Annotated in this window: 16 protein-coding genes and 1 tRNA gene; 11 read left to right on the top strand and 6 right to left on the bottom strand. The window is 52.9% G+C overall.

What is annotated here, in order from left to right; all coding sequences use genetic code 11:
- Window positions 1-4: 4 nt before the first annotated feature.
- The 5 genes from L215_RS0105895 to rpsU form a co-directional block, all read right to left on the bottom strand.
- Complete coding sequence (locus L215_RS0105895) at window positions 5-325, bottom strand: Dabb family protein (RefSeq protein ID WP_025882574.1); 321 nt, start codon at window positions 323-325, stop codon at window positions 5-7.
- Between the two features lie 29 nt (window positions 326-354).
- The gene (gene serB / locus L215_RS0105890) at window positions 355-1,644 is read right to left on the bottom strand and encodes a phosphoserine phosphatase SerB (protein ID WP_025882575.1); all 1,290 of its coding nucleotides are present in this window, start codon (window positions 1,642-1,644) and stop codon (window positions 355-357) included.
- Between the two features lie 320 nt (window positions 1,645-1,964).
- Window positions 1,965-3,278: a hypothetical protein gene (locus tag L215_RS0105885; protein ID WP_025882576.1), complete on the bottom strand. Its 1,314-nt coding sequence runs from the start codon at window positions 3,276-3,278 to the stop codon at window positions 1,965-1,967.
- 20 nt (window positions 3,279-3,298) lie between these two features.
- A complete protein-coding gene (locus L215_RS0105880) occupies window positions 3,299-5,911 on the bottom strand; it encodes a TonB-dependent receptor (protein WP_044111823.1) in 2,613 nt (870 codons plus the stop codon).
- A gap of 456 nt (window positions 5,912-6,367) precedes the next feature.
- Entirely contained in the window at window positions 6,368-6,565 is a 198-nt protein-coding gene (rpsU, locus tag L215_RS0105875; RefSeq protein WP_025882577.1) for a 30S ribosomal protein S21, read from the bottom strand.
- 282 nt (window positions 6,566-6,847) lie between these two features.
- Between rpsU and pyrB the strand changes: the two genes are divergently transcribed.
- The 5 genes from pyrB to L215_RS0105850 all read left to right on the top strand — a co-directional run bounded on the left by pyrB (window position 6,848) and on the right by L215_RS0105850 (window position 11,346).
- Window positions 6,848-7,762 carry an aspartate carbamoyltransferase gene (pyrB, locus tag L215_RS0105870; RefSeq protein WP_025882578.1) on the top strand — a complete coding sequence of 305 codons (915 nt, stop codon included), beginning with the start codon at window positions 6,848-6,850 and terminating at the stop codon, window positions 7,760-7,762.
- A gap of 13 nt (window positions 7,763-7,775) precedes the next feature.
- Window positions 7,776-8,261 carry an aspartate carbamoyltransferase regulatory subunit gene (gene pyrI, locus L215_RS0105865; protein ID WP_025882579.1) on the top strand — a complete coding sequence of 162 codons (486 nt, stop codon included), beginning with the start codon at window positions 7,776-7,778 and terminating at the stop codon, window positions 8,259-8,261.
- Window positions 8,262-8,297: 36 nt separating this feature from the next.
- Complete coding sequence (locus L215_RS0105860) at window positions 8,298-8,918, top strand: LemA family protein (RefSeq protein WP_025882580.1); 621 nt, start codon at window positions 8,298-8,300, stop codon at window positions 8,916-8,918.
- Window positions 8,919-9,037: 119 nt separating this feature from the next.
- Window positions 9,038-10,327, top strand: a complete 1,290-nt coding sequence (locus L215_RS0105855; RefSeq protein WP_027451493.1) for a TPM domain-containing protein — start codon at window positions 9,038-9,040, stop codon at window positions 10,325-10,327.
- 29 nt (window positions 10,328-10,356) lie between these two features.
- Window positions 10,357-11,346, top strand: coding sequence for a calcium/sodium antiporter (locus L215_RS0105850; RefSeq protein WP_025882581.1), 990 nt, complete (start codon window positions 10,357-10,359; stop codon window positions 11,344-11,346).
- A gap of 161 nt (window positions 11,347-11,507) precedes the next feature.
- Here the strand turns inward: L215_RS0105850 and L215_RS0105845 are convergent.
- Window positions 11,508-11,595: transfer RNA gene (locus L215_RS0105845), tRNA-Ser, on the bottom strand.
- A gap of 620 nt (window positions 11,596-12,215) precedes the next feature.
- On the opposite strand from L215_RS0105845, the gene L215_RS0105840 reads away from it, so the two are divergent.
- From L215_RS0105840 to L215_RS0105815, 6 genes are all read left to right on the top strand, one after another.
- Window positions 12,216-12,821, top strand: coding sequence for a nucleotide exchange factor GrpE (locus L215_RS0105840; protein ID WP_025882582.1), 606 nt, complete (start codon window positions 12,216-12,218; stop codon window positions 12,819-12,821).
- 35 nt (window positions 12,822-12,856) lie between these two features.
- A complete protein-coding gene (gene dnaJ, locus L215_RS0105835) occupies window positions 12,857-14,017 on the top strand; it encodes a molecular chaperone DnaJ (RefSeq protein ID WP_027451492.1) in 1,161 nt (386 codons plus the stop codon).
- Window positions 14,018-14,063: 46 nt separating this feature from the next.
- Window positions 14,064-15,308 carry a lipoprotein N-acyltransferase Lnb domain-containing protein gene (locus L215_RS0105830; protein WP_027451491.1) on the top strand — a complete coding sequence of 415 codons (1,245 nt, stop codon included), beginning with the start codon at window positions 14,064-14,066 and terminating at the stop codon, window positions 15,306-15,308.
- The gene (locus L215_RS0105825) at window positions 15,305-16,858 is read left to right on the top strand and encodes an alkaline phosphatase family protein (RefSeq protein ID WP_025882583.1); all 1,554 of its coding nucleotides are present in this window, start codon (window positions 15,305-15,307) and stop codon (window positions 16,856-16,858) included. Before L215_RS0105830 ends, L215_RS0105825 begins: the two co-directional genes overlap by 4 nt.
- 11 nt (window positions 16,859-16,869) lie before the next feature.
- Window positions 16,870-20,202, top strand: coding sequence for a preprotein translocase subunit SecA (secA, locus tag L215_RS0105820; RefSeq protein WP_025882584.1), 3,333 nt, complete (start codon window positions 16,870-16,872; stop codon window positions 20,200-20,202).
- Between the two features lie 131 nt (window positions 20,203-20,333).
- Window positions 20,334-21,227 (top strand): YicC/YloC family endoribonuclease, encoded by an 894-nt coding sequence (locus L215_RS0105815; RefSeq protein WP_025882585.1) that lies wholly within the window; start codon window positions 20,334-20,336, stop codon window positions 21,225-21,227.
- The last annotated feature ends 11 nt before the right edge of the window (window positions 21,228-21,238 follow it).

Raw genomic sequence — 21,238 nt, 5'->3', positions numbered from 1 at the left:
AGCGTTAGTGAGGATAATGGTCGTGCAACTTATAATCAATGCAAGTACGACCCACTTTGTACGGCTTGATAAGGTCATTTACTATCTGGACATGAGCGGGGTGTGTGGCGTAAGCCGAGAGAGCCTCTAGGTCCTCTACATCAGCTTGAAGCATGAAGGTAGACTCCTCGTTGGGGTTGCAGTTGAAGAAAACCTCCATCGACTCCAGCTCGAGGATCTGCTCGGGGAGGTCTTCGAGGAGTTGCTCGATCTTCTTCAGATGAGCCTGCTGCTCCTCAGCGGAGCCTGGTAGTTGTAGCGTGAAGATGACGCAATGACGTATCATGTATTATGAGGGAGTAAGTGGTTAGACGATTAGTGTTTTGGGAAGAGAGTCGAGCAGGTGCCATCCTTCATGCACTCTATCATCTGCTCATCAAAGAGCGAGTCCTTGTAGCCTAGGAAGTAAAGGATGCCATCGAGCCCGACAGACGAAATGCGCTGCTCGGCACTTGCCTTGACTTTGGGCTTAGCGTGAAAGGCGATACCTAGTCCTGCTAGCGAAAGCATCGGCAGGTCGTTGGCGCCATCGCCTACAGCTACCGTCTGCATGAGGTCCACACGCTCTACCTGAGCGATCAGACGAAGCAGGTCAGCCTTGCGACGCCCATCGACCACGTCACCGACGTAGCGGCCCGTGAGCTTGCCATCGGCCACCTCTAGCTCGTTGGCATAGACATAATCTATGTCAAACTTCTTCTGCAAATAATGGCCGAAGTAGGTGAATCCTCCCGAGAGAATAGCGGTCTTGTAGCCCATCACCTTGAGCGTGCGCATAAGTCGCTCACACCCCTCAGTGATGGGAAGGTTGTGCGCTATGTCCTCCATGACAGAGACGTCCAGCCCCTTGAGTAGAGCGACACGCTCCGTAAAGCTCTCGATGAAGTCTATCTCACCTCGCATAGCTCGCTCGGTGATTGCCTTGACCTGGTCGCCTACGCCAGCTCTCATAGCCAGCTCGTCGATCACCTCGGTCTGGATCAGCGTCGAGTCCATATCGAAGCAGATCAGGCGACGCATACGGCGAAACATACTCTCCCGTTGGAAGGAGATGTCCATGTCAAGCTCACCACTCATCTGTAGGAGATCTAGCTGGAAGGTGTGGACATCTTTGATATTGCCACGCATGGAGAACTCAATGCTCGCCATCGGAGCCTGCTGCGTTTGGTCTAGCGGGATACGACCCGTGAGGCGGCGGATGTTATCAATGTTAAGTCCCTGCTCGGCAGCCGCTCCAGCTACAGCCGAGAGCATGCCAGCGGTCATCTTGCGCGCTACGACAGTGATGATGTAGCGGTTCTTGCCCTGAGCATTAACCCATTCGCCATATTCGTTTGTAGAGATAGGGGTAAAGCGTATCTGCACATCAAGTTCATACCCCTTGAAGAGTAGATCTTTCAGTACAGATCCTGAGTCATTTTCATTCATCTGGAAGAGTATGCCCAGGTTTAGGTGACTATGTATGTCTGACTGACCAATGTCTAGGATATATGCGCCATGCTCTGCGAGGATGCTCATGAGCGAGGCGGTCACGCCAGGGCGGTCGTAGCCCTGTATGGTCGCTAGCATCAGCTTGCCCTGAGCATTTAGTAATGGTGTGTTCATATGATTAGGTTAAGATAAGTCGTTAGCATAATGGTTTTACGCTTCAAAGGTAATGAAAAATCCAAACTCTTGTAGCTCTACCTTGCTTTCCACCGTTGGAACCGAAAAGTTCCTCCCTTGGAACTGAAAAGTTCCTCCCTTGGAACTGAAAAGTTCCAGCCTTGGAACTAAAAAGTTCCAAGAGGGGAACCTTTTTTGGAACTCGTAAGTGATACCAGGACAGTGCGATACAAATGATGCGGAGTGCGGTGAGGCAAAGAAATAGGGGCAACCGACCGATAAGCCGACTGCCCCTAAGCTTCTTAAGTTAGTGCGCTACGTTAGATCGCGTCTGGACCGGAGACGTACTCGAAGTTGCCACCGCCGAGGCCCTTGTAGGTGAAGGTCACGGTGCTATTGGTGTAGTTTTGTCGCAGACCTGTAGTGATGACGTACATCTGGTCGATGCCGTTGGTCTGTGCGGGCTTGTCCGAATAGCGCGCCTTGAGGATGAGCTTGAGACCCTCCTTGATGCGCTCTAGGCGTAGCTTGAATAGCTCCTCGGTAGACTTGCCCTCCTCATCGGGACGAGGACCGACGCTCTTGTTAGCATCGATGTTGAAGTTCTTGTAGTAAGCACTACCGCAGAACCACCACTCCTCATTATCGGGATACTTCTCGCTGATGTAGTCGGGCTTATTGGCCTTGACCCACGCGTGCAGTGTCATAAAGTCGTCGGCCGTCAGCGTGAAGCGGATGGTCGGGTCGAAGATCCACTGCTTGCCGAGGTTGACAAACTGGCTTGCGGTCTGAGCCACACGCCACTGATTGCCCTCTAGCTTGAAGCTCTGGTACTCAGGCGTGGTAACCTTGTTGTCAAACCACTCGTAAACCACGATAAGCTGGTTACCTGGCTGAGCGTACGGCATGCTCTGCTGCAGTAGCTGTGGAATGTACCGCTCGGGTAGCATCGAGCTGCTGAAGTTGCCGTACTTACTGCCCATGGCTTGGTACTCTGCGGGTGAGATGACCTTGTAGGTGCGGCTATCGGCGAGACGCTCTCCGATGAAGAGCATGTTGCGCTGTCCCTCAGCGAGAGACACCTTTGCTAGATAGCTGGTACCCTTCTCAGCGTAGGTCGTTGCTAGGTACTTGCCCAGCTTAGCGATCTCATCTTTAGAGAACTTGTTAGGGTCTTTTGCCGTGAGCCCAGCTTTGGTAGCATCGTCGGCTGAAACCTTGACAGAGATGAGCTTGTCCAGAGCGGCATCCTCTGCGGGATGCTGCTGCATGGCATAAGAGACGGTCACGGCAGAGCCCTTGCCCCATTCGGGGTACATCTTAGCCATGAGGGCTGGGACATACTTCTCGGGAGAGACCCACGCGGTGAGCGTGCGGTTCGTCTTGACATAGTTCGCCTCGTGCTTGACCTGCTTCATAAACTCCTCCTTGCTGGAGCCGGTATAGCCTGCCTCCTCCTGCTTGGTAAAGGCTGCGGCGATCGTCTTGTAGTCGGCATCGGTGAGAGCGTAGGCGACGCTCTTCTGGATCGGATGATCGACCGAGTCAAGCTGCTTATATATTGGCTCCATGGGATTGCAGGCGGTGAGCAGTAGGAGCGCTGCGACTGCGAGGAGCTGTGTGATCTGTTTCATATTATTTGCGTGTCTGAGAGTTAGAAGTTAATGCGTAGACCAGTCGCCCAGTTCGTGCCAAAGCCGTAGTAAACGAGCGCTGACTTCATGTCGTGGTTCTTACCATCGCGAGCGTCGGAGATGTACTCGGTGTTGGTCACGTTGTTGACGTTGACGTAGACGGTAGCGTCGCAAGAGCCGATGTTAAAGCGGTAGTTAGCTCCGAGATCGAGCGTGACGTAGTCGGGTAGGCGCCAAGCGTCCACCTTGTCGGTCTCCTTGGTGCGGTTCGTCGGGTCAAAGTCTGCGTAGTTCTTGCCAGCGTAGTTGAGGTCAGCCTTGAGGCGGAAGTCCTTGAGTGCCTCCCACGAGATACCGAGGGCAGAGGTCATCTGAGCTGAGTTGCCCACGTGTACGCCCTTGACAAAAGCATTGATCGTGCCGACATACTGCTGCGCATCGTCGAAGACATCGGCCTTGACATCGTCAGCCCAGATCCAGTCGCCCCAAGAGAACATGAAGCGAATGTCAAGCGGCTTGATCGGCGTGTAGGTAGCCTCGAGCTCGACGCCTGCGTGGCGAGCATCTAGACCAGAGATATTGGCCGTTGTGTTGTTGCCCATGCTACGTGTGAGGCTCTTGTCCAGCCACTTGGTATAGTAGCCGTTGAGGTCGATGCGGAGGTTGCGCATCTTGAATCCGTAGCCGACCTCGCCGGTGAAGACGCGCTCATACTTAGCTCCCGTATTGATGGTCGTGTTGTAGCGGAAGAAGACATTGCGGAAGTATGGCGCAATGGTGAAGTAACCCGCATTGACGAAGACGTTGCTGTGCTCGAGGAACTTGTAGCTGGCACCAGCCTTGACGCTCCAAGGCAGGTAAGTAGCCCACGGAGAGACGATCTTGTCGGGAGGGGTCAGTGCGTCGTACTTCTCGCCCGTACCACCAAGGTTGACGTAGCGATAGCCCTTGTGCGACACAGCACCAGAGATGAAGGCGTTGAAGTTCTCGCCCGTGAACTCACCCTGTGCGAAGAGTCCGTTCCAGAGTACCTCGCCGATGTTGTCGTACTGGATATAGTCGCCCACCTGAAGTGGCTGGTAGGGCTTGTGGTACATGAGCTTGGTTGATGAGTTCTGTGGCTCTATGTAGTAGTCACCACCGAGTAGATCCTCGATCACCTCACGGTGGATGCCCTGATAGAAGCGTCCATCAAAGCCAGCGGTTAGCTTGAAGAGGTCGCTAAACTTATTGGTGTAGTAGGAGAGTAGGCCGTACCAGTTGTGCGAGTTCATCGCATTACTGAAGATGAGCTGAGAGCCATTGTTGGAAGCTCTGTTAGCCTCCATAACTCGAGCGTAGTCTAGCAGGCCATCTGGAGTGCCCATAAAGGCTGCGGGGTCTTTCGGACGACCTGTGTTGTAGTCGAGTGTGAGCCAGTCCGTCTTAGCACCACGGATGCGACGGCCACCACCATTGGAGATAGAGGCATAGATAGAGGTGTAGATGCTGCTCTCCTTATTGATATCCCAGTAGTGGTTCAGCGAGATCTGAGGCTTGTGGTAGAAGTTGCGTGCGTAAGCGCCGCCCTCTACACGTCCATTGATATATCCGTAACCACGGTTGAGGCGACGGCCCTCAGCCGCGTTGTGATAGTCCTCGATGAGGTACATCTGTCCGCGCTGATTGTGCCACTGAGGCGCTCCAAAGGCGGTGAAGGATAGACGGTGGTGGTCGTTGATACGCTTGGAAACGTTGACGAAGTAGCTCCAGCCGACGAAGTTAGTCCCATCTACGTATCCATCGCCTTGGCTACGAGAGCCTGCGAGAGAGATCGCCCAGCCGTTGTCCATGAGGCCCGTAGAGACATTGAAGGAGGTCTTGAGGAAGCCATCATTACCTACACCCGTGTAGATGCTACCGCCCTTCTTGGCATCGGTGCTCTTGGTCACCATATTGATGGTACCACCGACGGAGGAGAGTCCTAGCTTAGAGGCACCTAGACCACGCTGCACCTGGATGAAGCTGCTGACGTCGTTGAGACCAGCCCAGTTGGACCAGTAGACCTTGCCCGACTCCATATCATTGATAGGTACACCGTTGATCAGGACACCTATATTATTAGAGTCAAAGCCTCGCAGGTTGATGCGGGAGTCGCCAAAGCCACCGCCACCCTTGGTCACATAGACTGAAGGAGTCGCTTTGAGTAGCTCGGGGAACTCAATGTTTGGCGCTTGCGTCTGGATAGCTTTCATCGTAACGTTGGAGACTGGCACTGGCGTTAGTCGATCCTTTGGCACGACCGAAGCGATGACTCGCACCTCGTCTAGTCCGATAGCATTGGTCTCCATATAGACCTTTCCAAAGTCGTAGTGCCCCCGTGCAGAGGCTGGTACACGTAGCTGCATCGTCTCATAGCCGACGAAGCTTAGTGTGAGCTGACTGCCAGCTGAGACACTGAGCTTGAAGGAGCCATCGTTTCCAGTGTAGGTACCAGAGGCACCACCATCGGTGTAGACGGTCACGCTAGGCATAGGCTCGTCCGTGCCTTTCTCAAGGACTTTGCCCGTCACCTGCACCTGAGCAAGCGACGAGAAGCTACTCGCTAGTAAGAGTGCGAGCGCTGTGGTGATAAGTAATAAGCGGTTCACAATAAATTAACTGTTAGTGATTAGTATCTTCTAGTGTAGCGACAGCTTAGAGCTGGTCAGCAGTATCGTCCTAAGCTCTATCTATCGGCAAAAGTAACTAAAAGTCTTAACAAAACCAGCTCTTGAATGTTTCGATTTTGTTAAACTCAGCTGAATGAGTCAAGAGCGATTGTAGCATCAGACAGTGCGAGAGTGGGTCTGATGGATAAAGAGTGCCCTCGCTGGACAGTCTCAATAGCCCAGCCGAGATGATACAATAAAGCCCAGCACCTCTCAACATGTACGAATGAGCAGTACTGGGTACAGAAGACGTAGGAAGTACCCCAATTGGGGACTCCCTACGTAAATATTCTATTCATCATCGTAGAGGTGCTACCTATATCACGAGCCTATATTATATAGAAACGTCTCTCTCATAGAGAAGGCTCGTAGTATTAGTGGGATAGACCTCGATGGGTCTTAAGCGTCTAGCTCTTCCTGGCGGAGTGACTGCACGTAGCGAGCCTTCTCCATCATACGGCGATTGACGTCTGAGGGCTTCTGAAAAGCTTGGCGCTTGCGTAGTGTGCGGACGATACCAGTGTCGTTGTACTTACGCTTATAACGCTTGAGCGCACGCTCGATGTTCTCGCCCTCTTTGATTGGTACAATTATCATACTTGTCTAACTGTTCTTTGTGTGTTATGTTTGTTTGATGAGAATATTTTCTGGACAATCTGCTTGTCCTTTACTTCGGAGGGCAAAGGTACGAACTTTATTTGAACTAGTCAACACCTCCGTTGATTAGAGTATTCCGTACATTTCACCCGCTAATGCAATTTCTCGAGAATGATGTTTCTGATTTCCTCAATATATACTGAGGAGGTGCGATAGGCGTGTATCGTAGTCTAACCTTTTTTGTACCTTTACGGATGAAATGAAAATAGACTGTGCCGTATGATGAAGCATATCGTATCTATCGAGCAGTGCGCTGAGCAAGATATACTGCGTATCTTGGACCGGGCTGCACTCTTTGAGGCTAATCCTAATCGCCATCTCATGGATGGGATGGTGGGTGCCACGCTGTTTTTCGAACCTTCGACGCGTACCCGACTGAGCTTTGAGACGGCGGTCAATAGGTTGGGTGGACGAGTCATCGGCTTCTCCGATCCTAAGTCTAGCAGCTCGACGAAAGGCGAGTCGCTGAAAGACACCCTCCTGATCGTCTCTAACTATGCCGACGTGATCATCATGCGGCACTACCTAGAGGGTGCCGCTCTCTATGCTACGGAGGTCTCGCCCGTGCCGATCGTCAACGCTGGCGATGGAGCCAATCAGCACCCTTCGCAGACGCTCCTCGACCTTTACACGATCCGCTCTACACAGGGTTCGCTCAAGGATCTGCACATCGTGATGGTGGGCGACCTGCGCTTCGGACGTACGATCCACTCGCTCATAGAGGGGATGCGCTTCTTCTCGCCTCGCTTTACCTTCGTCGCACCGCCCGAGCTGAGGCTTCCCGAGGAGTACAGACAGTATTGCGATGAGCATCATCTGCGCTATGAGGAGACTTCGCTCTTTACCCCCGAGGTGATTGCCGATGCCGACATACTCTATATGACTAGGGTGCAGCGGGAGCGCTTTACCGATATGGAGGAGTATGAGCGTGTCAAGGATGTCTACATACTTAATAAGGAGATGCTACAAGGGACTAAGGACAACCTCCGCATCCTCCACCCGCTACCTCGTGTCAATGAGATAGCTATCGATGTGGATAGCAGTCCCAAGGCGGAGTACTTTCGCCAAGCTCAAAACGGGCTCTACATACGCCAGTCGATACTCTGCGAGGTCCTCGGTATAGAAGTTGATAAGTAACACACTACACACTATGAATGCTAAGTCTCAGAAAGCTCTAATCAAGCAGCAGGAGGGGATGATGGTCACAGCCATCTGCAATGGCACCGTGATAGATCACATTCCTCCCAGAAAGCTCTTTAAGATAGCCCATCTCCTACAGCTCGAAGATATGGAGGAGCCTATCACGATAGGCAATAACTTAGATAGTCGCTACCTAGGCAAGAAGGGTATCATCAAGATCTCCGGACGGATGCTCTCCGATGAGGAGGTAAGCCGTATAGCGCTCCTTGCCCCTGATGTGCATGTCAACATAATTAAGGACTATGAGGTGGTGGAGAAGCGGACGCTACACCTCCCCGAGGAGATCATTGGCTTCGTCAAGTGTCCCAATGCTAAGTGCATTACGAACAATGAGCCAGTGTGTACTCACTTTCACCTAATTGATGCCGAGCACGAGGTACTATGCTGTCACTACTGTGGACGCAAGGTCTCGGAGGAGCGCATCGAGCTACTCTAAAACAACGAACTAACAAACTAAAAAACTCTCAATACTATGACAAATCAAACTACAGCTCCTAAGTCACGTCGTGGTCTCATCATAACGATCATCGTCGTGGCTGCCGTACTGCTCCTCGTCTTCTGGGGCGTGGGTCAGTACAACTCTATGGTGGTGCTAGACGAGCAGGTCAATACCTCGTGGAGCCAAGTGGAAAACCAATACCAGCGCCGTGCCGACCTCATCCCCAATCTGGTGGAGACGGTCAAGGGTTACGCCTCTCACGAGCGTGAGACCCTCGAGGGGGTGATCAATGCCCGTGCTAAGGCTTCTCAGCCGATCGTACAGGCTGGTGATGGAATGACTCAAGAGCAACTCAATCAGTTCCAGCAAGCTCAGGGAGACCTAACCAGTGCACTTAATAGACTGATGGTTGTGGTGGAGCGTTATCCTGAACTCAAGGCAGACGAAAACTTCCGTCAGCTACAAGCTCAGCTAGAGGGTACGGAAAACCGTATCACGACGGCTCGCATGGACTTCAACAATGAGGCGCAGCAGTACAATACGAAGGTACGTCGCTTCCCGACGAACATCTTCGCTGGTCTCTTTGGCTTTCATCAGCGTCCTTACTTCCAGGCAGAGGCTGGTGCTGAGCAAGCTCCTCAAGTTAAGTTTTAGTTGTTAGAGCTTTAGAGATTAGAAGTTAGAGATTAGAGATGAGACCTCCCTAGCCCCTAGCCCTTCTAATCTCTAATTTCTAACCTCTAACCTCTAACCTCTAACCTCTAAGTCCCCTCATGAAGCGCACTTTACTCTTTCTCGGGCTATTGATATCTTTCTGGGCACTACCTGCTCAGAAGGCCTTGTCGTGGGAGGATATCCCCAACGTACAGCTACAGGACAGCACGCAGTTTGTCTCGGACGTAGCGCACATCATCGAGCCCGAAGCTCTACAGCGTATCAACGAGACGCTCCAAAGTCTGCGCCAAACGCATGGTGTGGAGGGTGTCGTCATCACCCTCCCGACTATAGGCAACGGTGGCTCTATCGAGGAGCTCGCCCTAAAGATACTGCGTGGCTGGGGCGTCGGTTCTAAGGTTGACAATAGTGGCTTCGTCATGCTCATCTCGCTGGATAGTCGTCAGATACGCATAGAGACGGGCTACGGACTAGAGGGCGTGCTGCCGGATGCCTTGTGCAGTCAGATCATCGCTCATCGTATGGTGCCACACTTCAAGCGTGGTGACTATAGTACAGGTATCCTCTCGGGCGTGCAGGCGATACAAGAGACCATCTTGGCAAACTACGAGGGGGCTACTCGCACCGATGGAGCCGAGGAAGATCAAGTGGCGGATGGCGTGTTCAATGGATTGGTGGTCCTCTTGGTGCTGATCCTCTGTGTCGTCATGCTGGCCTCATACCGAGACAAGCAGACGGCTCCTGAGCAAAGGGTCAAGCGACTCAATAGGCAGATCGTTAGCTTCGTATTCATAGCTTTGATCGCTATGATCGGCGGAAGCTTCCTCTTTATAGCGAGCGCCATCGTCGTACTCCTCGCTCTCTACGCTATCCTGCGCTATCGCCTCTCTCAGGAGGCGCTCCGCTGTGCCACATGCCATCAAAACAAGTTGCAGCGACTCTCAGACACTGCTAAGCTATCGCTCCTCACACCCTCACAGCAACTGGAAGAGAGACTCGGTAGTGTGCACTATCTGGTCAAGCAATGCGACAACTGCGGTGCTGTAGAACGCTATGGCGAAGTGGTCGGAAGCTCACCCTACAAGCGTTGCCCGCACTGCGGAACCTACGCTATGCAGCGAGTCGGTACGCAGCGTTTGCGCTCTGCTGATCGGCGCATCGCCTACATCAACCGTGAGGAGTATCACTGCCTCTACTGCGATCAAGATCACCACAAGGATGACGCAGTCTACCGTGATGATGGCTCGGGCTTTGTCACGGGCGCTATCATAGGCTCTATCCTCGGAGGATCATTCGGACGAGGAGGCGGTAGCTTTGGAGGCGGTTTCGGAGGCGGAGGCTTCGGCGGTGGTTCAGGCGGTGGCGGTGGAGCCACTGGTGGCTGGTAACGTATGCTATACCTTATATCTTAAGCGTCATGTCAATATTACTCTACTTCCTACTGCTCATTCTGGGCTTGGTCATGATTACAGTTGGGGCAAACTTCCTCACCAATGGCTCTGTGACGATCGCTGAGCGTCTTGGTGTGTCGCAACTGGTGATCGGCCTCACGATCGTAGGCTTTGGTACCTCAGCCCCTGAGCTAGTCGTAAGCCTCACCTCCGCTCTGGCCAATAAGCCTGACATCGCTATCGCTAATGTGGTGGGGAGTAACATCTCCAATATTCTCCTCATCCTAGGTGTCAGCGCTGTGATCTACCCGATCCGTGTGACACACGATGCTATGAAGCGAGACATACCGATAGCGATGCTGGTCACGGCTATCTGTCTCGTCATGGCGAGTGATCATCTCCTCACGGGCGGCTTCTCGGGCAATATCATCGATCGTGGCGACGGCATCGTGCTCCTCTGCTTCCTCATCTTCTATCTTTATCTAGCCTTCATGTCTGCGGCTAAGGAAAAGGCGCCCGAGCCTGACCAATCACTCCCAGAGACCAAAAGCGCCAAGCCCTCAATGCTTCTGTCGATCGTTAAGGTTATCGGGGGACTCGCTCTGCTAATCTTCGGCGGGCGTCTATTCGTCGACAATGCCTCCAGTATAGCACGTTCGTGGGGTGTGAGCGAAGCAATCATCGGACTCACCATCGTAGCTATCGGCACCTCGCTACCAGAGCTGGCGACATCGGTCGTGGCCGCTGTCAAGCGTCAGCCCGACTTAGCCATCGGCAATGTCGTGGGGAGTAGCATTTTCAACATTCTCTTCATCCTCGGCGCCTCAGCTACGATCACGCCCCTAGTTCCCGCAGGCATACAGCTGATGGACTATATGATGATGCTGGTGGCTGTCTTCCTCCTCTTCATCTTCAGCAATGTCATGGGACGAGCCATGATCAGTCGCAAGGAGGGCGTGGCACTACTCGTTGTCTACGGCGCCTATATGACTTACCTCATAGTACAGGCTCTCTAGGGAGCTCCACTGCTCGAGCGCAGTCTAACAACGACACAATGAGGGGACTCAATCAGATGCGGTTGAGCCCCCTCACTCATATCTGAAGGGGTATATAAAGAAAGTATCGCAACTCGTTAGAATTGCGATACTCAGTCCGGTTGCTACTGACGTAGCTTTAGCGGAGAGAGAGGGATTCAAACCCCCGAAGCGGACAAGCCGCTTTCCGGATTTCGAGTCCGGCCCATTCGGTCACTCTGGCATCTCTCCTAAAGGGGCGAGCCCTCTATTAGGCTCCCGCTTACGAGGTGCAAAGTTAGCAACTATAATCGGAATGAGCAATAGATGACCTGATAAACTCAGGCCGTACATTCCACCCGCTAATGCAATTTCTCCCGAAGAATTGAATTCCTACCTAGGAATTTGCCCAATAGCTACCTAGAAATTGGCCCAATTCCTACCTAGGAAATAAAAAATACTTCGGAGGAATCAAATGAAACTTCGGAGGAATCAAAAAATAAGTCCGAAGAATTTGCCCATTTCCAGGTAGCAAATCAGAAATATCTACGGGGGAATTTGGGCAATTCCTAGGTAGGAAATGAAACGAGCTCGTTTTTATCATGCGTCAGCCCTGCCGATAAACTCTCCCTGTATAGCTGGCGAAGATCGCTAGGGAAGTCCGTCTTTCTTCTTGAGAAACTTTTGTCATCCGTAGGAGCGTTGTCAGGATAGGGGAGACGGCAAGGAATTTAGTTGTACATTTGTCCTGCATTACGAGATATGTCGATGTGACTTGGTGACAGAATGGCTGAGTTCGGTCGGACGGTGTCGCTGTTGCGCCTCTTTGGCAGGGTTATTGTATGGTCTCGTGATAGAAATATAGAGCTACTATGAAAAAGGACAATAAGAAAGGTGGCAAGCCTACAGAGCCACAACATATAGATGCCTCTCAGGAGACTGATAACAAGCAGGATGAACCACAGCAGAGCTGTGAGACGACTGATGAGTCTGAGACGGATACGGCAGCGTCTCAGTGTGAGGAGCAGCGACTGGCTGAGCTACAGGAGTCTCTGAACAAGCTCAATGATCAGCACCTACGCATACTGGCTGAGTACGATAACTATCGTAAGCGTACGCTACAGGAGAAGAGCGATCTAATCAAGAACGGGGGCGAGCGTGTCCTCAAGGAGCTGCTCCCGATCGTGGACGACTTTGAGCTCGCGGTCAAGCATGCTCGTGAGAGCAAGAGCGAGGAGGATCCTATTGTAGAGGGTCTACTCCTTATATATAATAAGCTAATCGGCTATCTAGAGAAGCAGGGGGTCGTGAGGATTGAGGCGACTGGTACACCCTTTGACGATAATCTACATGAGGCTGTGGCGATGATTCCAGCACCTACTCCAGAGCAGAAGGGGCAGGTGATCGACTGTGTTCGTACGGGCTATATGCTTCACGACAAGGTGCTACGCCATGCGCATGTGGTCGTCGGCAACTAAGAGGCATGGAGCTTTGATCTGCACAAGATAGATATATGGCAACGAAGAAAGACTACTATGAGCTGCTGGGCGTCTCACGAGACGCTTCGGCAGATGAGATAAAGAAGGCTTACCGCAAGCAAGCCTTAAAGTATCACCCGGACCGCAACCCTGGCGACAAGGAGGCGGAGGAGCACTTTAAGGAGGTTGCGGAGGCTTACGATGTGCTGAGCGATCCTGACAAGCGGAGTCGCTATGACCAGTTTGGGCATAGTGGCGTAGACGGAGCTAGTGGCTTCGGAGGCTTTGGCGGTGGTGGCGGCTTTACGGTGGATGATATCTTCTCCCGTTTTGGCGATATCTTCGGTGGAGGCTTTGGCGATTACTTCGGCGGCGGTAGAGACGCTAGCTCAGGTAGAGTGCATCGTCCTATGGGTAGTGACCTGCGCGTTACGGTGCGTCTCACGCTAGAGGATATCAATAGTGGAGTAGACAAGAAGCTACGTGTCAAGAAGTTGATCCAGTGTGATAGCTGTCATGGTCAGGGTACCACAGAGAGCGATGGCAAGCGAAGCTGCTCGACCTGTGGAGGCGCTGGTGTCGTTTATGACGTGCGCAACTCAATCTTCGGTCAGATGCGTACGCAGTCAGTCTGTCCTACCTGTGGAGGCTCTGGTGAGGTGGTCACGAAGCCTTGCGCTAAGTGCCACGGCAAGGGTGTGACACAAGGTGAGGAGGTTATCTCCTTCCACATCCCTGCAGGAGTTGTGGGTGGTATGCAGCTGACGCTACAGGGCAAGGGTAATGCAGCCCCCCAGGATGGCATCCCTGGAGACCTGCTTGTTGTGATCCAGGAGGAGCAGCACAAGGATTTCATACGCAACGGCAATGACCTGATTTACAATCTGCTTATCCCCATTCATACGGCGATACGTGGTGGACAGGTGACGGTACCGACGATCGATGGTAGCGCACGACTCAAGATAGAGCCTGGTACGCAGCCTGGCAAGGTGCTCCGTATGCGTGGCAAGGGACTTCCCTCAGTACAGGGCTACGGACGTGGCGACCTGATGGTCAATGTGAATGTCTTCATCCCGCAGAAGACCTCGGTAGAGGATGAGAAGTTGATCGATCAATTGGCAAGTTCTGAGCACTTTAATCCGACGGAAGCCGATCGTAAGGCTATAGACAAGAAGTATAGGGAGATGCTTGAGTAAGCATCTCCTGTACCTTAATATATGGGAGACAAAGACCGCTAATCGTATGGTACGAATGAACGCTGTGTGGGCTAGACTCACACTACTTATAGCATCGCTCTGTATAGCTCTGAGCAGCACAGCCTCAGCGCAGGAGCCTCTCAGTACTGACTCGCTGATTGCTGCGACTGCCGAGGGGCATCATCGTATCATCAGTATACTACTCTGTACGCCCTCGCAGGCAGATGCCTACACGATCTATGGACACGCAGCAATGCGGGTGCGTAGCTTAGAGGACCTAGAGGACGACTATGTGTACAACTACGGGGTCTTTGACTTTGACCAGCCAGGCTTCTACACTAAGTTTATCAAAGGTGAGACGGACGGTTACTTCGTTCAGCAGGAGCCGTGGAACTACTTCATCTACCGCTACCATACTTATGGGCAGAATGTCTATGAGCTGGAGCTGGCGCTCTCTCCCGAGCAGGAAGAGGCGATATGCTCTTACCTAGCGTGGAACATTAAGGAGGAGAATAAGTACTACCTCTACAACTTCGCCTTTGACAACTGTGCTACACGACCATACTCCATTGTCAAGCAAACGCTCCCTAAGGGGTGGCGCATAGAGTTGCCTCAAGTGGCAAAAGAGGAGTCGCTACGCAGTCTCATCGATGCCTATGCAGACTACCACCCGTGGTATCGTCTCGGTACGCAGCTAGCCTTGGGAGCGCCTGCAGACACGACTATGACGGTCGAGGATCGACTCTTCCTACCGATGGAGATGGATCGTCTCTTGCAGCAAGCGACACTGGTCACTCCGACGGGTGCGAAGCCTCTCGTGAGCAATCGGATCGTCTATGAGACTCCGACGCCAGCTCCACAGCCAGTGGCTCATTGGTGGCAGGAACCTGTCCTATGGATGTCGCTTCTATTAGTCGTCTCGGGCGTGCTGTGCTACTTACGTCGTAGTCGCTACTGGACACTGCTCTGGATGACGGCCTACGCTTGTGCAGGCTTCATCTTAAGCTTCCTAACCTTCGTCTCAATACATCCCTGCACCGATCCTAACTACAACTTGCTGGTCTTTCATCCGCTCCTGCTCTTGGCTTGGTTTGCCTTGGGTAGGGGAGGCAAAGCTCATCGCATCGCACGCTACTTTCACTCAGTAAATGCGTTGGCAGTAGCGCTCTTCCTCATCTTGGTCGCTTGTGCTGTGCAGACTAGTTCGCTGCCCATCATCTTGCTCGCCATCAACTCGGCACTCCTTTCGGTAGCCTACCTGACCTATTCTAAACGACAAACACGCAGATGAGATCTATTCGCTATCTACTCCTTGCATTGACCTTGCCACTGGCACTCTCCGCACAGCGTGCAAGACCTGACATACTGGTGCAGATCTATGTCAAGGGACTGCGCACCGACCTGCTGGATAGTTATCGAGCAGGGTGGGGAAGCAGTGGGTTGAACTGGGTGATGAAGCAGGGGACTGTGGCGCCTGACATTCGCTATCCATATCCCTTGCTAGACGAGGTGGCAAGACTGGCTTCGCTCTCTGCTGGTGCTATGCCGGAGATACATGGCGTGTACCAAGCTGAGCGGTATGATGCGGTGACACAGCGCTCGGAGTCTACCTTTGCCAATAGAGACTATCGGGGCATCAACAGCGCAGAGCAACTTGCTCCCGCAGGTGCCTTGCGTAGCGAACTTCTCACAGACGTACTCAGGGGCTCTTCTCAAGGCGATGCGATTGTCTATGCGATAGCGAGCCGTGCCAACGACGCCATTGCTGTGGCGGGGCACGATGCTGAAGGCGCTATATGGATCGATAAACATAGCGGTTGGTGGGCTACGACTAACTTCTATGGCGGTCTGCCTGCTCTGGCTCTTAGGGCAAACAATGAGCAGCGCATGCTGGGCGGACGCACGACACCAATCATTTGGAAGCCTCTTGCGAAAGGCGCGAAGGAGGGTAGCTTTGCGCATACCTTCGAGGGCGCTTGGCGTATGAGCGACCTCTTGACCTCTCCTTTTGCCAACGATGCGATCACCGACTTGTCTAAGGAGTTCATACGCTACGCTCACAAGGCGCATCGCACGTCGCCTACGCTCATCGTTATGGTCTTAGACCTGGAGGTGGGCGCTCGTGGAGTAGCCTATGCGGACTATTCGCCAGAGCAGCAGGATGCTTACGCTCGGCTTAATGAGCAGGTGCAGCAGACCACGGCTCTGCTACAAGAGTTGTACGGCACAGAGCATTACGCGCTTAACATCATCGGAGTTCCTGTTGCGAACTTAGCTCAGCCGAAGACTCCTTCTCGTCGTTCGGTTGTCACCTTTGACCCTGCGAAGTGTATTGCACTGGCCAATCTTTACCTCTCGGCCATCTATGGGCGCAACGACTGGGTCATCGCCTACAGCCATCAGACGCTCCATCTAAATAAGAAGGCGATAGCAGATAAGAAGGTGGATATGCAGGATATGAGCAATAATCTTGCTACTTTTGTATCCGAGATGGAAGGTGTCATCGGGGCAATCCCCGCATATCAACTACAGAGGGGGCTGTCACAGCCTGCCTGGGCTAAGCCTCTGTACTCGCACAGCTATCGTAGCTATGCGGGCGATGTGCTACTCGCTCTATCACCCTTTGCGGCAGTGGCTGGAGAGAAGCAAGGCACGGAGCAGCAGAGGCAGCGACGTGTTTCAGCGCCCTTTATCCTGATGGCTCCTGGAGTAGCTTCGCAAAGGCTTACGGAGCCTATATCTTATGACGCGATCACACCTTCGCTCGCATACCTACTCTGTGTCCCTCAGCCGATGAGCGCTGACGGCACGCCACTCTTTACCCTATTCAATCAGAAATAATAAACCACTTTATGGCTCTCAGTAATATCATCACAAAGCTCTTTGGTAGTAAGTCTCAGCGAGACCTCAAGGAGATAACACCTTACATTAATAAGATCGAGGAGGTCGAACCCTCCATACAAGCTCTCAGCGATGATGCTCTGAGAGATCGGACACAACAGCTGCGCAACGAGATCAACGAGTACGTTGCCTCGGAGCGTGCAGAGATTGCTAAGCTCAAAGAGGGCATCGAGGATCTCGACATAGACGCTCGTGAGGAGGCTTGGTCTAAGATTGATAAGATAGAGAAGGAAGTCCTGGAGAAGATCGAGGTCAAGCTCGACGAAATCCTTCCCACAGCCTTTGCTATTGTCAGGGAGACTGCACGACGCTTTGCCAATAATGAGCGGATTGTCGTCACCGCCACGCAGATGGATAGAGATCTATCGATAGACCACGACTTCGTGGAGATCGATGGCGACAAGGCGATCTACCACAACCACTGGGTAGCAGGAGGTAACGAGATCACCTGGGATATGGTACACTACAAAGTACAGCTCATCGGTGGTGTCGTACTGCATAAAGGTAAGATAGCCGAGATGGCGACAGGTGAAGGTAAGACGCTCGTCGCTACCTTGCCAGTATTCCTCAATGCGCTACCAGGGAATGGTGTCCATGTGGTCACGGTCAATGACTATCTGGCTAAGCGTGACTCCGAGTGGATGGGACCGATCTATATGTTCCACGGGCTGAGCGTCGATTGTATCGACAAGCACAAGCCTAATAGCGAGGGTCGCCGCAAGGCTTACAATGCGGACATCACCTTCGGTACGAACAACGAGTTCGGCTTCGACTACCTGAGAGACAACATGGCGACAGCGCCCTCAGACCTCGTCCAGCGTCCGCACAACTACGCCATTGTGGATGAGGTGGACTCGGTCCTTATCGATGATGCCCGTACGCCTCTGATCATTTCTGGTCCTACGCCTCAGGGAGAGGATCAGCTCTTTGAGGAGTACCTGCCCAATGTCGAGAAGGTGGTCAACGTTCAGAAAGACTTAGTCTCTAAGTTGCTCGTAGAGGCAAAGAAGAAGATCGCGAGCGAGGACAAGAAAGAGGTAGACGAAGGCTTCCTCCTCCTCTTCCGTGTCTTCAAGGGACTACCTAAGTACAAGCCTCTCATCAAGTTCCTCAGCGAGCCAGGCATCAAAGCTTCAATGCTCAAGACTGAGGAGATCTATATGGCGGAGAATATGCGCCAGATGCACATTGTCACCGATCCGCTTTACTTCGTCATTGATGAGAAGATGAATAGCATCACCCTCACCGATAAGGGTATCGAGATGCTTTCGAAGGGCGCAGAGGATGCCTCATTCTTCGTCCTCCCAGACATTGCCTCTCAGTTGGCAGAGCTAGAGGGCGAGGGTCTCACTCCCTCTGAGTATGCTGCTAAGAAGGACGAGCTAATCACCAACTATGCGATCAAGAGCGAGCGTGTCCACACGGTCAATCAGCTCTTTAAGGCTTACGCCCTCTTCGAGCGTGATGATCAGTATGTGGTGATAGACAATAAGGTGATGATCGTCGATGAGCAGACGGGTCGTCTCATGGATGGCCGTCGCTACTCGGACGGTCTACACCAAGCTATCGAGGCTAAGGAGCGGGTCAAGGTCGAGGCGGCTACGCAGACCTTTGCAACCATTACCCTGCAGAACTACTTCCGTATGTACCACAAGCTGGCTGGTATGACCGGTACGGCTGAGACCGAGGCGGGAGAGTTTTGGGACATCTACAAGCTCGACGTGGTGGTCATCCCGACCAATCGCCCCGTCATCCGTGATGATCAGAACGACCGTATCTATAAGACGGCTCGCGAGAAGTACAATGCGGTCATCGAGGAGATCGAGCGTCTCATAGCTGCTGGTCGACCAGTCCTAGTGGGTACGACTTCTGTCGACATCAGTGAGTTGCTCAGTCGTATGCTCTCGCTACGCAAGATTCCCCACCAGGTGCTCAATGCTAAGCTACACCAGAAGGAGGCCGAAATCGTCGCTCAGGCTGGTCAAGCTGGCACTGTAACCATCGCAACCAACATGGCTGGTCGTGGTACCGATATCAAGCTTTCGCCGGAGGTGCGAGAGGCTGGTGGACTCGCCATCATCGGTACGGAGCGACATGAGTCTCGCCGTGTGGATAGACAGTTGCGTGGTCGTGCTGGTCGTCAGGGAGACCCCGGTAGCTCTGTCTTCTTCATCTCGCTAGAGGATCACTTGATGCGACTCTTTGCGAGCGATCGTATTGCTTCGCTGATGGATCGTATGGGCTTTGGCGAAGGTGAAGCTCTTGAAAATAAGATGCTCAGCAACTCTGTGGAGCGTGCGCAGAAGAAGGTCGAGGAGAACAACTTCGGTATCCGTAAGCGCCTCCTAGAGTACGATGATGTGATGAACTCACAGCGTAAGGGTATCTACGAGAAGCGTCGCCACGCCTTGATGGGCGAGCGCATCGGTATGGACGTGCTCAACATGCTCTACGACGTGACCGAGGCGATTGTCAATAAGAATAAGGAGGCAGACGACTACGAGGGCTTCCGCAATGAACTCCTCTCGATACTAGCCGTAGAGACTGAGTTCACACCAGAGTCCTTTAAGTCGGCTCATACGAATGAGGTGGTTGATAAGACCTTTGAGACAGTCTATCAGGCACTCAATCACAAGGGTGAGAAGATCGCCACGGTCGCTTACCCGATCCTGCACAACCTCTACGAGACGCAGGGCGACAAGTTCAAGCGCATCATCATCCCGATCACGGATGGTAATAAGGTGTACAACATCCCTTGCGACCTCGCCGAGGCAGACCGCACTGAGGGCAAGAGCATCGTCAAGGAGTTTCACAAGACGATCATGCTCTACACCCTGGATGACGCCTGGAAGGAGCACCTCCGTGAGATGGACGAACTGCGCAACTCCGTGCAAAACGCTAGCTACGAGAACAAGGATCCACTCCTCATCTACAAGCTAGAGTCTTACGACCTCTTTAGCGACATGCTTGACGGGCTCAATCGCAAGACCGCTACGATCCTCACGCGTGGTCGTATCCCAGTCCCCGAAAACGATGAGAATGGCTCTAGTCTCTCCGTCCGTGAGGCTCAGACCGAGCGACGCACAGACCGTAGCCAGTATCGTGAGACCAAGGACGAGATCGCCAGCCAGCAGGAGGCGCAGCGTCAAGCTGGACAAGCCGCCACACAGGCTTCACAGCCTAAGGCTCAGCCTATCGTCAAGGAGCAAAAGATAGGTCGCAACGACCCATGCCCTTGCGGTAGCGGTAAGAAGTATAAGAATTGTCACGGGCGCAACGCCTAGGCATCATCGTATAGGGGCAGGCTTTGGCAAAAAGCGTTGCCCCTTTTTGCTATTTCCCAAAAGTCAATAGGGACGCAGTAGGGTAGTGTACGACGCTACCTTTCCTTTGCTCCCCCACACAGCGTAAGACTATGATTTACTCCATGACAGGATATGGTAGCAGTCAGCTACTCCTAGAGGGTGTCACCTACGAGGTCTCGATCCGCTCCGTCAATAGCAAGCAGCTCGACCTCTCGCTCCGACTCCCCTCCATCCTACGAGACCGAGAGATAGAGCTTCGTGGCATCTTGATCCCCACACTCTTCAGAGGTAAGGTCGATGTGACCATTCGCACGGCCGACAATTCGCTAGGCACCTCTCCTCAGGTGCAGATCAATGCACCCCTCCTCCGTGCTTACTACGATCAGATTCATAGCGCTATAGAGGCCGAAGGCATGCCACAACCGGAAGATCTGACACGTCTCTTGCTTAGCTACCCAGGCGTCATCGTAGAGCAGGGAGAGACTCCTCTCACGGACGAAGATATGCAGCTCCTGAGCCAAGCCATCGGGGAGGCGATTGACCAGTTCAACGCTTTTAGAGAGCAAGAGGGCGCATCGCTCGAGCGCATCTTTGTGGAGAAGCTTGATCGCATCGCCGCTTTGCTCGCAGAGGTTGACCCTTACGAGCAGAGCCGCATCACAGACCTTCGGAGCAAGCTCGAGGAGCGACTAGCCCAGCTCACCTCCATACAGTACGACGAGGCTAGGCTAGAGCAGGAGCTCATCTACTACATCGAGAAGCTAGACATCAGCGAGGAGAAGAACCGACTCGCCAACCATATCCACTACTTCCGTGAGGTGCTGGCCCAGACTGGCGATCCTGATCCCTCTAGAGGCAAGAAGCTTGGCTTCATCGCTCAGGAGATGGGGCGGGAGATCAATACGCTCGGGTCTAAGAGCAACAACGCCGCCATGCAGCAGCTTGTCGTCCAGATGAAAGACGAGCTAGAGCAGATCAAGGAGCAAGTCCTCAACGTACTATAAAACCTAAGCGC

The organism is Porphyromonas uenonis DSM 23387 = JCM 13868, from assembly GCF_000482365.1.
Lineage (GTDB): Bacteria > Bacteroidota > Bacteroidia > Bacteroidales > Porphyromonadaceae > Porphyromonas > Porphyromonas uenonis.
The sequence above is the reverse complement of the archived record's forward strand: the minus strand, read 5'-3'. Positions and strand labels throughout refer to the sequence as shown.

Bases quoted from the DNA above. Each gene is read 5' to 3' on its own strand.
- L215_RS0105895 (WP_025882574.1), bottom strand. From the start codon at position 325: ATGATACGTCATTGCGTCATCTTCACGCTACAACTACCAGGCTCCGCT.
- serB (WP_025882575.1), bottom strand. From the start codon at position 1,644: ATGAACACACCATTACTAAATGCTCAGGGCAAGCTGATGCTAGCGACC.
- L215_RS0105885 (WP_025882576.1), bottom strand. From the start codon at position 3,278: ATGAAACAGATCACACAGCTCCTCGCAGTCGCAGCGCTCCTACTGCTC.
- rpsU (WP_025882577.1), bottom strand. From the start codon at position 6,565: ATGATAATTGTACCAATCAAAGAGGGCGAGAACATCGAGCGTGCGCTC.
- pyrB (WP_025882578.1), top strand. From the start codon at position 6,848: ATGAAGCATATCGTATCTATCGAGCAGTGCGCTGAGCAAGATATACTG.
- pyrI (WP_025882579.1), top strand. From the start codon at position 7,776: ATGAATGCTAAGTCTCAGAAAGCTCTAATCAAGCAGCAGGAGGGGATG.
- L215_RS0105860 (WP_025882580.1), top strand. From the start codon at position 8,298: ATGACAAATCAAACTACAGCTCCTAAGTCACGTCGTGGTCTCATCATA.
- L215_RS0105855 (WP_027451493.1), top strand. From the start codon at position 9,038: ATGAAGCGCACTTTACTCTTTCTCGGGCTATTGATATCTTTCTGGGCA.
- L215_RS0105850 (WP_025882581.1), top strand. From the start codon at position 10,357: ATGTCAATATTACTCTACTTCCTACTGCTCATTCTGGGCTTGGTCATG.
- L215_RS0105840 (WP_025882582.1), top strand. From the start codon at position 12,216: ATGAAAAAGGACAATAAGAAAGGTGGCAAGCCTACAGAGCCACAACAT.
- dnaJ (WP_027451492.1), top strand. From the start codon at position 12,857: ATGGCAACGAAGAAAGACTACTATGAGCTGCTGGGCGTCTCACGAGAC.
- L215_RS0105830 (WP_027451491.1), top strand. From the start codon at position 14,064: ATGGTACGAATGAACGCTGTGTGGGCTAGACTCACACTACTTATAGCA.
- L215_RS0105825 (WP_025882583.1), top strand. From the start codon at position 15,305: ATGAGATCTATTCGCTATCTACTCCTTGCATTGACCTTGCCACTGGCA.
- secA (WP_025882584.1), top strand. From the start codon at position 16,870: ATGGCTCTCAGTAATATCATCACAAAGCTCTTTGGTAGTAAGTCTCAG.
- L215_RS0105815 (WP_025882585.1), top strand. From the start codon at position 20,334: ATGATTTACTCCATGACAGGATATGGTAGCAGTCAGCTACTCCTAGAG.